The sequence below is a fragment of the Alteromonas sp. ISO5 genome (genome assembly GCF_058105165.1).
Window position 1 is genome coordinate 876504 of record NZ_CM176572.1, and the last position, 12803, is coordinate 889306.

A 12803-nucleotide genomic window follows, 5' to 3' on the forward strand; every position below is an offset into this window, starting at 1 on the left:
GCTTAATCTGCTGACAGGTTTTACGCCTGCTCAACAACTTCCTCAAGCTGGGGACCGGCTTTCACCAGTGCCCGGCCTTTGTCGTTAACGGCAAATTGCTCAAAGTTATCAATAAACAACTCGGCAAGCTTGGTAGCCTTTTCGAACCACTCATCTGCACTTTCATAGGTATCACGCGGATCCAGTATATCCGGATCAACCCCTGGCAGTGATGAAGGTACCTGCAGGTTGAAAATAGGCAATGAATGGCATTCCGCCTCTTCAATAGAACCATCCAGAATACGATCAATGATAGCACGGGTATCTTTTATGGAAATCCGTTTGCCCGTGCCATTCCAACCGGTGTTCACCAGGTATGCCTGGGCGCCAACCGCGTCCATTTTCGCAACTAACTCTTCACCGTACTTGGTGGGATGGAGGGTTAAAAACGCTTTACCAAAACATGCAGAGAAGGTTGGTGTTGGTTCGGTAATGCCACGCTCAGTACCCGCCAGTTTAGCCGTAAAGCCAGACAGGAAATGGTATTGAGTTTGCGCATGATCCAGTTTCGATACCGGCGGTAATACACCAAAGGCATCAGCAGTTAGGAAAATCACTTTCTTAGCGTGACCGCCTTTAGACACCGGCTTCACAATATTTTCAATATGGTGGATAGGGTAAGACACCCGGGTGTTTTCGGTGACGGAGTTATCGCTATAATCCACTACGCCGTTGTCATCAACGGTCACGTTTTCCAGCAACGCATCACGGCGAATAGCTTGATAAATATCCGGTTCACTCTCCGGGTCTAAGTTGATGGTTTTGGCATAGCAGCCACCTTCGAAATTAAACACGCCGTTTTCGTCCCAGCCGTGCTCATCGTCACCGATCAGGCGGCGGTGAGGATCGGTAGACAGCGTGGTTTTACCGGTGCCTGACAGACCGAAAAAGATTGCTACATCACCCTCTTCGCCCATATTGGCAGAGCAGTGCATGGAAGCCATGTTGTTCAGTGGCAGGTAGTAGTTCATCATCGCGAACATACCTTTTTTCATTTCACCACCATACCAGGTGCCACCGATAACCTGCATTTTTTCGGTCATATTAAACACGGTGAACACTTCCGAATTCATGCCGTGTTCTTTCCACTTAGGGTTGCTGGTTTTAGAACCATTGAGCACCACAAAATCCGGCTCGCCAAAATTAGCCAGTTCGTCTTCCGACGGACGGATAAACATGTTCTTAACAAAGTGCGCCTGCCAGGCCACTTCCATCACAAACCGTACTTTTAAACGAGAGCTTTCGTTAGCACCACAAAATGTATCCACCACAAACAAGCGTTTGCCGGATAACTGCTTACCCACCAACGCCTTGAGATCAGCCCAAACTTCCGGGCTTATTGGCTTGTTGTCGTTATGGGCAGCATCGCTGTCCCACCACATGTGCTCTTTGCTGACGTCGTCTTCCACAATGTATTTGTCTTTCGGTGAACGACCGGTGAAAACACCCGTACTCACTGCCACGGCACCGGACTCGGTTACCACGCCACGCTCATAACCGGTAAGATCATCACGGGTTTCCTCGGCAAACAATTGCTCGTAACTGGGGTTGTATATAATTTCGGAGGCATCGTTGATGCCGTATTTCGCTAAGGTTTCGACAGAAATGGCCATTGCCTTTTCCTCCGTGAACGGTTGAAAATTAAATTAGAAAACTTTTCTAAAGGCAACGCTGAACTTATTATTTTTATTTTAGGTTGCAGGGTCTCTTTTAGGTATAACAAAGTTCAGTCAGGGGTACAACTGTAGCGCTATTGACGGTAATTAAAATTGATATGCATCAGTTGAATGTAATCAACAAAAAACCAGCTTGTTTATGTGATTTACCACCTCCCTGTCATCCCGGAATTTGTGCAGCAAATATCCGGGTTCTCCTTGCATTTAAGCTTTAGGTAAAGGACCACAAGCGTTTAAAAGGTCACTTACGAGTCGTTTAGCGGTGGTGATATGACGTAAAACAAAAAGTCCATGAAAGACGTGGGCTAACCACGGAAGGCTAGCCAGGGCAGGACGCTCGCTCTGCTCGATAGACTTTCCCTTTTTATTTTATGTCATGCTGTATCGCCACATAGCACTGAGAGGGTCCAGGGGGGCCTCACTGCCTCCCCTGGTCGCCGTCGGCGACCCGACAAAAGCGGGAGCAGCATTTAAAGTTATACTGTTTGAAGGAGTCAGACTGTTTTAGAAGATCCCGGCCCGGAGGCAGGGATGACTGGTATTTACTTAAGCAACGCGGTTGCTTTAGCGACTACGTTTTCTACTGTGAAACCGAAGTGTTCCAGCAGTACGCCGCCCGGTGCAGATTCACCGAAGGTTTGCATTCCAACTACATTACCGTCGGTGCCCACATACTTGTACCAGAAGTCAGTATGGGCCGCTTCGATAGCCAGTTTCGGCACACCCGTTGGTAACACGGATTGCTTGTAGGCAGCATCCTGTGCATCAAACTGCTCAGTACTTGGCATCGATACAACTCGCACCGCTACACCATTATCAGCCAGTTTCGATGCGGCATCCGCGGCCAGCGCCACTTCCGAGCCAGTAGCAATCAGCACCAGCTGTGGGGTACCTGCGCAGTCTTTCAACACGTAACCACCTTTGGCAATATCCGCTAACTGACTTTCGCTTCGAGCCATGGTTCTGGTGCCCTGACGGGTAAATACCAGCGCACTTGGGCCCGCTTCTTTGACCAGCGACTGACGCCAGGCTTCGGCAGCTTCCACTGCATCACAAGGGCGCCAGGTAGTCAGATTCGGGGTCAGGCGCAGGTTAGCCAGTTGTTCGATAGGCTGGTGAGTCGGGCCGTCTTCACCCTGACCAATAGAGTCGTGGGTATAAACGAAAATCGATTTTGCTTTCATTAATGAAGCCATACGCACAGCATTACGTGCATACTCCATAAACATCAGGAAGGTCGCACCAAACGGGATAAATCCGCCATGCAGGGCTATACCGTTCATGATAGCGCTCATACCAAACTCACGCACACCGTAAAACACATAGTTTCCGGCGGCATCATCCTGAATGCCTTTTGCTTGTGGCCACAAGGTCAGGTTGGAACCAGCCAGGTCGGCACTGCCGCCAATGATTTCAGGTAGCTGACCAGCAAAGAAACCAATCGCATTTTGCGAGGCTTTACGAGTGGCCATGTCTTTCATATCCGCCTGGCACTGGCGAATGTAGGTGTCGGCCTTTTCGTTCAGATCGGTAGGCACCTGCTGTTTGATCACGCGGCGTTCAAACTCGGCGGCGAGTTGTGGGTAAGCCGCTGCGTACTCGGCGAACTTAGCTTCCCATTGCTGCTCCGCGGCATTACCTTTTTCTTTGGCATCCCACTTCGCATAAATATCTTCAGGCACTTCAAACGGTCCGTGCGACCAGTCCAGCTGCTTACGGACTTCGGCAATTTCTTCATCACCGAGTGGCGCGCCATGACAATCGTGACTGCCAGATTTGTTTGGAGAACCGAAGCCTATAACGGTTTTACAGCAAATCAGAGTAGGTTTGTCGGTAACTGACTGTGCATCTTCAATGGCTGCCTGCAGAGCCGCTTCATCGTGGCCGTTCACATCCTTAATTACATGCCAGCCATAAGACTCAAAGCGCATTGGTGTGTTATCGGTAAACCAACCTTCTACATGACCGTCGATAGAGATACCGTTGTCATCCCAAAAGGCGATCAGTTTGCCCAGTTTCAACGTACCGGCCAGTGAACAGGCTTCGTGAGAAATCCCTTCCATCAGACAGCCGTCACCCAGGAAACAATAGGTGAAGTGATTAACAATATCGAAATCATCGCGGTTAAACTGGCCAGCCAGAGTCTTCTCGGCGATGGCCATACCGACAGCATTGGCAATACCAGCGCCCAATGGCCCGGTTGTGGTTTCAACACCTGCAGTATAACCATACTCCGGGTGGCCTGGGGTTTTTGAATGTAACTGACGGAACTGTTTAAGTTCTTCAATTGGCAGATCATAACCACTCAGATGCAGCAAGGCATACTGAAGCATGGACGCATGGCCGTTAGACAGCACGAAGCGGTCACGGTTAGCCCAGTTAGGATTTGCCGGATTGTGCTGTAAGAATTGCTGCCACAGTACAGTAGCAATGTCTGCCATACCCATTGGCGCACCAGGGTGACCTGACTTGGCTTTTTGAATTGCTTCCACTGCGAGCATACGAATAGCATTAGCAGCGACTTGAGTTGATACTGACATGAGTGTAAAGACCCTTGTTACTATTATAGTATAAATAGTAAATTGAACTGACGGTCTAACACAACCTGTAAGTTAAAAAAAAGAAGCCTCAATACACTATTCGTTAACAAGTGCCTGCTTATGAGCACATTTTCAGGGCAACGTCTGGTTATATTGGGGCAAATCTGTCACGTTATATGAGGCATGTTACGTTTCGGAGCACACAGTCATGACAGATCGCATACAAAGCCTGAATGCCGTTGGCATTCTGGTCGACGACTACGATGAAGCTATCACATATTTTACTGAGGTGCTCAATTTTACGCTCATCGCTAACGAAAAACATAAAAACGCTTTACGCTGGGTGTTGCTGCACCCGCCGGGATTATCCTCCACCGGTATCATGCTTAATCTTGCCCGTTCAAAAATGGATAAAATTGCGGTGGGTAATCAGGCCGGCGATCAGGTTCTTTTCGTACTGCAAACCAATGACTTCTGGCGCGACTACGACTTTATGCAAAGCCAGGGCGTAGACTTCATTGAAACACCACGCGATGAAGACTACGGCACTGTGGCCATTTTTGAGGATCTTTACGGCAACAAGTGGGACCTGCTACAGGTAAAGGACGTCTGATCCAAAGCACGGTTGTTACGCCTTGATACAATTAGCCAGTACCCAGTTGGTCCCGATTGGGTTAAGCTCCATAAGTCAAAATAGTTAGAGGCTGTAAATCATGGAAGTATTACTGGACTATATTCTCACTCCGCAACTGTTTATTCTGATTTTTGTGGTGATTTTACTTAAATCATCGATCAAATTTGTGCCGCAGAACCGGGCTTATTTAGTTGAACGTTTTGGTAAATACCAGTCAACCAAAGAGGCTGGCCTGAACTTTATTGTGCCCTTTATCGACCGCATTGCTGCCGACCGCTCACTAAAAGAACAAGCGGTTGACGTACCAGAACAAAGTGCCATTACCAAAGACAATATTTCGCTGCACGTCGACGGCGTGCTGTATTTCCGGGTACTGGATCCTTATAAAGCCACCTACGGCGTAGACGATTACGTATTTGCCGTTACCCAGTTGGCGCAAACCACCATGCGTTCAGAACTGGGTAAAATGGAGCTTGATAAAACCTTTGAAGAGCGTGACCAGCTCAATACCAACATCGTAACCTCCATTAACGATGCCAGTGGTCCCTGGGGTATTCAGGTATTGCGCTACGAAATAAAAGACATCGTGCCGCCTAACTCGGTAATGGAGGCCATGGAAGCGCAGATGAAAGCCGAGCGGGTGAAACGCGCGCAAATCCTCGAGTCAGAAGGTGATCGCCAAGCCGCGATTAACCGTGCAGAGGGGGCTAAACAGTCAGTAGTACTGGCGGCAGAAGCAGATAAAGCCGAACAAGTACTGAAAGCCGAAGGTGAAGCCCAGGCGATTCTGGCCGTGGCCGACGCCCAGGCTGAGGCATTACGTAAGGTGGGTGAAGCCGCCGATACCGAAAAAGGCCAAAAAGCTATTCAGCTCGACCTTGCCACTAAAGCCATTGAAGCGAAACAGGCGATTGCCAAAGAGTCATCCATTGTGTTGCTACCCGACGGTAATACTGAAGCGGCCAGCCTGGTGACTCAGGCCATGGCTATTATTAATAAAATGAACAATAAAGACTGATGCCTATGGACTGGATCTATGCAAATGTGACCACGGTACTGGTAGTCACCGGTTTAGTGTTGTTAATCATTGAAGTAGCGATACTGGGGTTTGCCACCTTTGTGCTGTTTTTTGTTGGTTTGGCAGCGCTTATCACCGCTGGCATTTTTTATACCGGCGTGCTGGAAGCAACCTACATCAACGCCTTTTTCAGTTGTGCTGTGTTAACCGCTATTATTGCTCTTGTGTTGTACAAGCCGCTTAAGCAAATGCAGCAACAGGTAGAAAAGAAAACGGTGAACGGTGATTTCAACGGCTTACGGTTTCGCCTGACAGAGGCTATCGCTCCTGCTGCCCCTGGTACGCATAAATACTCGGGCATTAGTTGGTCAGTTCAATGTGATGAGCCTATCGCTGCTGGCACTGAAGTAGAAGTGACCAATGCCGAAGTAGGGATATTTCATGTCCGCCCTGCGCCCATAAAATAGTCGCTGCAACCCGGCAACCTTCGAAGGCAGTGGTTAACCCCACTGCCTGATGACAGCACGGGCATTAAGCTCATCAAACTCACCGTCCACTTTCAGGTATAACTGATTCTGGTTGGCATCGAACACATATTCCACAACCCCTTTTAATTCGTCCAGTTGAGCTAACTGACCGGCCACAGGTCGCGTATTACCCGGCACGTTAAGGGTCACTCGCTTGAGCTTTTCGCCAACGCGAATACCCGCCACAATCACACACCAAACTACGGCGATGACGGCACCGGTATAGTAGGCCGAAGTGGGGCCTGCTTGTGCTGTCATCGCACCGGAAAGAATACCGCCCAGAAACGCACCAAAAAACTGAAAGCTGGCATAAATGCCCATGGCAGTGCCCTTCTGACCAGCCGGAGCAATAGTAGACAGCAGCGCCGGAAAATTCGCTTCCAGGTAGTTAAAACCGGTAAAAAATATCAGCAGTCCGGTGCCCAGTAACCACCAGTTCTGTCCGGCTGAAGGCAACAGTACAAAAGCACTGCCGAGCATGATAACCGCCGCCAGTAACATCGAACGCGGCGTACGGCCGCGACTGCTACGCATCATGATGGCCAGTAGAAATACCGACACCAATAACACCGGCAGGTAGATTGTCCAGTGGTTGTCCAGCGGCATTCCCAGCGCCACCATTGTGGATGGTACCTGCACAAACAACAGGGTGATCATCATATGCAGCAGCATGACGCTGACATTCAAGCGCCACAAATCCCGAGAGGTAAACAGTTGCCAAACCTGGTCCATACGCGGCAGAGTATCTGCGTTAAACTGTTTAGGGCTGTCGGGCACAGCCCATTTCACCAGAGGTAAGCAACACAAAGCCAGAATACCGGTTACCCAGAATACACCGGCAAGGCCCCAGCCTTCAGCGATTAGCGGTCCGATGACCACCGCGATATAAAATGAAAAACCAATAGCAATGCCAATAATCGCCATCACCTTGGCCCGCTGCTGTTCTCTGGTGACGTCGGTTGCCAATGCCATGATGGCACCGGCAATAGCCCCGGCACCCTGCAGAATACGCCCGGCGATCAGCCACATCATACTATCGGCCATAGCAGCGATAATACTACCCAGAGCGAACACAGAAAGCCCGAGTAAAATAACCGGTTTACGCCCCCATTTATCCGACAACATGCCCATCGGAATTTGTAGCGCCGCCTGGGTTAAACCATACCCGCCGATAGCCACGCCCACCAGCATCACAGAGTAGTCACTAAATTCTGTAGCAGCCACAGCTAACACCGGCATGACCATAAATAACCCAAGCATTCTCAGTACGTAAACAACGGCAAGCGTTAATGCGGCACGGACTTCAATGGCGTTCAAAGTACTTTCTTCTCTGTTCTGGGGGTGAAACGGGGCGCGAATTGTAGCATAACTTGTCCGCCTGTCCCTAGAGCCTGTTGGCCTATGTGCGAAATTCCGCCGATACAACGAATGGTTAGGGGCTGACTGATCTTAAACACCTGATACACCATATTCATACCATAGCCATATACCCACGACATGGGTATATGGCATACTGTTTCTTTTGTATTCTGAACTGGTTCGAATGGATAAAATAGAAGTTCGCGGTGCACGTACGCACAATCTCAAAAACATCGATATCACCATTCCCCGCGACAAACTGGTAGTGATTACCGGTTTATCGGGTTCGGGTAAGTCGTCCCTGGCATTCGATACGCTCTACGCTGAAGGTCAGCGTCGTTATGTGGAATCTTTATCTGCCTATGCCCGCCAGTTTTTATCGATGATGGAAAAGCCCGATGTGGATCACATTGAGGGCCTGTCTCCGGCGATTTCGATTGAACAGAAATCCACCTCGCATAACCCCCGTTCAACCGTGGGGACCATTACCGAAATATACGATTACCTGCGTCTAATGTTTGCCCGTGTGGGCACACCACGCTGTCCGGATCACGATGTGCCATTGGATGCCCAGACCATTTCACAGATGGTCGATAAGGTGCTGGCTATGCCTGAAGGCACCAAGCTCATGCTACTGGCGCCGATTGTTCAGGATCGCAAAGGCGAACACGTAAAAACCCTGCAGTCGCTAGCTGCCCAGGGTTACATTCGCGCCCGTATTGATGGCGAAGTGTGTGACCTGTCGGATCCACCTGAGCTCGATTTACATAAAAAACACACCATCGAAGTGGTTATCGACCGCTTTAAAGTACGCGATGATTTGCAACTGCGTTTGGCCGAATCATTCGAAACGGCGTTGCAGCTTGCCAACGGCAATGCCAAAGTGGCCTACATGGATGACAGCAGCGAACCGGAAATTGTTTTCTCGGCCAATTTTGCTTGCCCTCACTGTGGCTACAGCATCAGTGAACTGGAACCACGCATGTTCTCGTTCAACAACCCGGCAGGTGCCTGTGGTACCTGCGACGGATTAGGTACCCGGCAATTCTTCGACCCTTTCAAAGTAGTCGTTAACGACGAACTGAGCCTGTCTGGCGGCGCTATCCGCGGCTGGGACAAGCGCAGCTATTATTATTTTCAGATGCTCCAGGCCGTTGCCGATCATTATCAATTCAGCCTCACTGTGCCCTTCGGCGAACTGAGCAAAGAATTCCGTGACATTGTGCTGTACGGTTCAAAAGGCAAGTCGATTAATTTCCGCTATATTAACGACCGCGGCGATATTATGGAGCGAAAGCATCCCTTTGAAGGGATCATTCCTAACATGGAACGCCGCTACCGTGAAACCGAGTCAAATACGGTGCGTGAAGAGCTGTCTAAATTTTTGAGTCAACAGCCGTGTAACAGCTGCGGCGGTACTCGTTTGCGTACCGAAGCCCGTCATGTGTTTATCGGACAGACCAACTTACCTACCGTGGCCGATATGTCGATTGCCGGTGCGTTTGATTTCTTCGAAAATCTGCAACTCTCTGGTCAGCGCGCACAAATCGCCGATAAAATACTGAAAGAAATTCTCGACCGCCTGCGTTTTCTGATCAATGTCGGACTCAATTACCTGAGTCTGTCACGCAGCGCAGAAACCTTATCTGGTGGTGAAGCTCAGCGTATTCGCCTGGCCAGCCAGATTGGCGCGGGTCTTGTGGGTGTTATGTATGTGCTGGATGAGCCGTCGATTGGCCTGCACCAGCGCGACAACGAGCGGTTGCTGAAAACGCTCACCCACCTGCGCGATCTGGGTAACACGGTACTGGTGGTCGAACACGACGAAGACGCTATTCGTGATGCCGACTTTATTATCGATATTGGCCCCGGTGCCGGTGTTCATGGTGGCGAAATCATTGCCCAGGGCAGCCTTGAGGATATCGTTAATAACGAGCAATCACTTACCGGTAAATATCTATCAGGCAAAGAGAAAATTGATATTCCGTCAGTGCGTCATCCGGCTAAGGACGATCAGTGGCTGGAACTTGCCGGCGCCACGGGCAACAACTTAAAGGACGTCACACTAAGGGTACCAACAGGCGTTATGACCTGTATCACCGGCGTGTCAGGTTCAGGTAAGTCGACTCTGGTTAATGATACGTTCTACAAGATTGCCCAGCGCGAGTTAAATAAAGCCACCACCAGTGAACCCGCGCCGTATAAGTCAATGCAAGGATTGGAGCTGCTCGATAAGGTGGTGGATATCGATCAGTCACCCATTGGCCGCACGCCTCGTTCTAACCCGGCCACCTACGCGGGCATTTTCACTCCGATCCGGGAAATTTTCTCCGGTACCCAGGAAGCCCGTTCGCGGGGTTACAAGCCGGGTCGCTTTAGCTTTAACGTGAAAGGCGGCCGTTGTGAAGCCTGCCAGGGTGACGGCGTCATTAAGGTAGAAATGCACTTTTTGCCAGACGTTTACGTGCCCTGTGATGTATGTAAGGGCAAGCGCTATAACCGCGAAACGCTGGAAATTAAGTTTAAAGACAAGAATATCCACGAAGTGCTGGAAATGACCGTCGAAGATGCCAGGCATTTCTTCGATGCTATCCCGGCCATCGCCCGTAAACTGCAAACCTTAATGGATGTGGGCTTGTCCTATGTGCGCCTGGGCCAATCGGCGACCACTTTATCAGGTGGTGAGGCACAACGGGTAAAACTGGCCAAAGAGTTGTCGAAGCGGGATACCGGCCAAACGCTGTATATTCTGGATGAGCCTACCACGGGCCTGCACTTCCACGACATTAAACAGTTGCTCGCGGTCCTGCATCGTCTGCGGGATCACGGCAATACTGTGGTGGTTATTGAGCATAATCTGGATGTTATAAAAACCGCTGATTACATTGTCGACCTTGGCCCGGAGGGCGGCTCCGGAGGTGGTCAGATCATTGCTGAAGGCACGCCGGAAGAAGTTGCCAACAGTGCAGTCTCCCATACCGGGCGATTCTTAAAACCGATGCTGAAGTAGGTGAAGCATGTTTGAAATGGACTTAAACCCGCGCCTGAGCGAAACCGACGGCGCCGGTCATGTTGGCAATACAGTGTTGGTAGTCTGGTTTGAAGAAGCCCGCACGCCTTTGTTTCGTATTGTCATGCCCGACTTATCCATAGCCACCTGGTCATTAATACTGGCCAATTACAACGTAGATTTTTATGCACAGATTTTTTACGGCAACCCCGTACAGATAAAAACCTGGGTAAAACGCATTGGTAACAGCTCATTCGAAACCTATCAGGAAGTCTGGCAGGACGGTAAACGCTGCGCTTCCGGTACCTCGACACAGGTTTACTTTAATTATCAGGCCGGCAAGTCCGAACCAATCCCGGAGAGCATTAAGGCAGGCCTCAGGGAACACTTACTGCCCGGGCAGGATGAAATGTGAATACCGACTTTATTGAAGTTGACGACAACGCCTTATCGCCAGAACCACACCATAAAAAATAGAGGGTTATGGTAGTAGCAAGCACTTACAAACTGACTGCTCTGACGGAGGTATGGATACCGATAAAAAGCGTTCAAAATGAGCCCTTAATTCGTATCTTACTGTTTATGTTCTACCTCAATGACGTCGGGGAAGGCAGCAGTTCCGACGTTTACTATCAGTAACAAATCCATTCAGCCACGGGCAGGCCAGATGGTCATAGCGCCGGCTTATTTTACTCATACCCATCGTATCCAGGTGCCGGTGAGTGATCATAAATACTTTTTAACCTCCAGGGTATTGTTCAACCGTGCAGAACACATTTATAGCCAACCTCACATTAGTCACTGAAACGGTTTACACCAACCACAACCCGGCCACCCGCTTTCTCACAGCCTCCCGAACCAGACTGCACACTATTGGTCTCATCAATCCAGGCTGCCGTAAAGCGGGCAATTTCCCATTCTTCAACGTCCGGAGCAAAGAAATACACCACGAGTGTGGGTAAGTTTTTTAGCCTGACACGACCTTCAATAGCAAGCCGTGTGATTTCACCAACCGGCATCTTTTGCTCGCCAAACTGGGTTATCCCTTCCTGCAGCAGGACCTTCACATTCGCGATATTATAATAGTCATCAATTAACTACTGAGGTGGTGGACCTGCGTTTGAGCAAAGCAAAAAGTGCGAGAATGAAGAACACAAAGACAATAACAACGTCCGTCAGACACCTCAGAGACTGACAAAAAGAAATGCGCTTTGATTAGCCTATAATCAGAAGGCTTGTCTGTCGTATCAGAGATCCGCCATTTCTGTCACTGGTTTTCAATTCCATTGAGGACGGCAACCCCAACCTTACTGGCCGATAGGAACAGTTTACAGCGGCATACCGTCTCCGCATGCGGCTATTTTTGAGCACATTACCAACAATTAAGCTGGTTTTAAGACGAGTTGCCTGAATTTTGCCACCAGAAACTTTATTAACAATTGTTTTACAACTATAGTCTATGGACGCAGATGGAGCTGTGTGGGTAAGCACTTTACGCATTAACTTTGCCTATCGATGTAAAAATAATTCAGGATGCGAAGGTGCCTATCGGAACCAGGATATTTTTCTATTGGAGGTAACTAATGAACTACTTCAAATTAGCTGGAGTGATAGCCGCGCTATCTGTATCCAGCCAGCTTAAGGCACAGGATTTTCAGTTTGTCGCAGCCGACAATAACCCGGAAACAAAATTTTGCGTCAGCGCAGTTAACAACGACTTAGATGCAATGAAAGGGCGTTTATTCCGGATGGGGATGGGCGATGCAGTACGAAAGAATATTAACCGTATTACCTGTAACGATATGTCGGTAGCAAAATTCACGCATAAATATCGCGCTGAGGACACCTTCGTGTACCTCAACAATCGCAGTGCTTATGGTAATAAAGCCAAAACGTCCGTAACGATAAACGATCTGGCGCAAACCAGCAGTTCTGACGAGCCGGTTATTGTTTATGTCTCTTCTGCCCGCTGATTAACCACCGTCAGAGTATTCAAAGAC

The 12803-nt window shown here is 49.4% G+C and carries 10 protein-coding genes and 1 pseudogene; 7 read left to right on the forward strand and 4 right to left on the reverse strand.

Going from position 1 to position 12803, the window contains the following annotated elements:
• Window positions 1-20: 20 nt before the first annotated feature.
• Together pckA and tkt are read right to left on the reverse strand one after the other, a co-directional pair.
• Window positions 21-1652, reverse strand: a complete 1632-nt coding sequence (pckA, locus tag AC2T0J_RS03930) for a phosphoenolpyruvate carboxykinase (ATP) (protein ID WP_489808873.1) — start codon at window positions 1650-1652, stop codon at window positions 21-23.
• 605 nt (window positions 1653-2257) lie between these two features.
• Window positions 2258-4255, reverse strand: coding sequence for a transketolase (gene tkt, locus AC2T0J_RS03935; RefSeq protein ID WP_489808874.1), 1998 nt, complete (start codon window positions 4253-4255; stop codon window positions 2258-2260).
• A 208-nt stretch (window positions 4256-4463) separates the two neighbouring features.
• On the opposite strand from tkt, the gene AC2T0J_RS03940 reads away from it, so the two are divergent.
• The 3 genes from AC2T0J_RS03940 (at window position 4464) to AC2T0J_RS03950 (ending at window position 6374) form a co-directional block, all read left to right on the forward strand.
• The gene (locus AC2T0J_RS03940; protein WP_489808875.1) at window positions 4464-4868 is read left to right on the forward strand and encodes a VOC family protein; all 405 of its coding nucleotides are present in this window, start codon (window positions 4464-4466) and stop codon (window positions 4866-4868) included.
• 100 nt (window positions 4869-4968) lie between these two features.
• On the forward strand, window positions 4969-5907 hold the full coding sequence (locus tag AC2T0J_RS03945; RefSeq protein ID WP_489808876.1) for an SPFH domain-containing protein: 939 nt from the start codon (window positions 4969-4971) through the stop codon (window positions 5905-5907).
• Window positions 5908-5912: 5 nt separating this feature from the next.
• Entirely contained in the window at window positions 5913-6374 is a 462-nt protein-coding gene (locus AC2T0J_RS03950) for an NfeD family protein (RefSeq protein ID WP_489808877.1), read from the forward strand.
• Between the two features lie 33 nt (window positions 6375-6407).
• Here the strand turns inward: AC2T0J_RS03950 and AC2T0J_RS03955 are convergent, their stop codons facing one another.
• Entirely contained in the window at window positions 6408-7751 is a 1344-nt protein-coding gene (locus AC2T0J_RS03955; protein WP_489808878.1) for an MFS transporter, read from the reverse strand.
• Window positions 7752-7977: 226 nt separating this feature from the next.
• Here AC2T0J_RS03955 and uvrA point away from each other — a divergent pair, with 226 nt between their 5' ends.
• The 3 genes and pseudogenes from uvrA to AC2T0J_RS03970 form a co-directional block, all read left to right on the forward strand.
• Window positions 7978-10803 (forward strand): excinuclease ABC subunit UvrA, encoded by a 2826-nt coding sequence (gene uvrA / locus AC2T0J_RS03960; protein WP_489808879.1) that lies wholly within the window; start codon window positions 7978-7980, stop codon window positions 10801-10803.
• Window positions 10804-10810: 7 nt separating this feature from the next.
• Complete coding sequence (locus AC2T0J_RS03965) at window positions 10811-11218, forward strand: acyl-CoA thioesterase (RefSeq protein ID WP_489808880.1); 408 nt, start codon at window positions 10811-10813, stop codon at window positions 11216-11218.
• 137 nt (window positions 11219-11355) lie between these two features.
• Window positions 11356-11608: pseudogene (locus tag AC2T0J_RS03970) on the forward strand (2OG-Fe(II) oxygenase); the annotation flags it as partial.
• On the opposite strand, the gene AC2T0J_RS03975 reads toward AC2T0J_RS03970, so the two are convergent.
• The gene (locus AC2T0J_RS03975) at window positions 11598-11870 is read right to left on the reverse strand and encodes a hypothetical protein (protein ID WP_489808881.1); all 273 of its coding nucleotides are present in this window, start codon (window positions 11868-11870) and stop codon (window positions 11598-11600) included. The pseudogene AC2T0J_RS03970 and the gene AC2T0J_RS03975 overlap by 11 nt on opposite strands.
• A gap of 516 nt (window positions 11871-12386) precedes the next feature.
• Here AC2T0J_RS03975 and AC2T0J_RS03980 point away from each other — a divergent pair.
• Window positions 12387-12776: a hypothetical protein gene (locus AC2T0J_RS03980; protein ID WP_489808882.1), complete on the forward strand. Its 390-nt coding sequence runs from the start codon at window positions 12387-12389 to the stop codon at window positions 12774-12776.
• Window positions 12777-12803: the final 27 nt, after the last annotated feature.

Excerpts from the sequence above, each read along its gene's own strand:
- pckA (WP_489808873.1), bottom strand. The coding sequence starts at position 1,652 with ATGGCCATTTCTGTCGAAACCTTAGCGAAATACGGCATCAACGATGCC.
- tkt (WP_489808874.1), bottom strand. The coding sequence starts at position 4,255 with ATGTCAGTATCAACTCAAGTCGCTGCTAATGCTATTCGTATGCTCGCA.
- AC2T0J_RS03940 (WP_489808875.1), top strand. The coding sequence starts at position 4,464 with ATGACAGATCGCATACAAAGCCTGAATGCCGTTGGCATTCTGGTCGAC.
- AC2T0J_RS03945 (WP_489808876.1), top strand. The coding sequence starts at position 4,969 with ATGGAAGTATTACTGGACTATATTCTCACTCCGCAACTGTTTATTCTG.
- AC2T0J_RS03950 (WP_489808877.1), top strand. The coding sequence starts at position 5,913 with ATGGACTGGATCTATGCAAATGTGACCACGGTACTGGTAGTCACCGGT.
- uvrA (WP_489808879.1), top strand. The coding sequence starts at position 7,978 with ATGGATAAAATAGAAGTTCGCGGTGCACGTACGCACAATCTCAAAAAC.
- AC2T0J_RS03965 (WP_489808880.1), top strand. The coding sequence starts at position 10,811 with ATGTTTGAAATGGACTTAAACCCGCGCCTGAGCGAAACCGACGGCGCC.
- AC2T0J_RS03980 (WP_489808882.1), top strand. The coding sequence starts at position 12,387 with ATGAACTACTTCAAATTAGCTGGAGTGATAGCCGCGCTATCTGTATCC.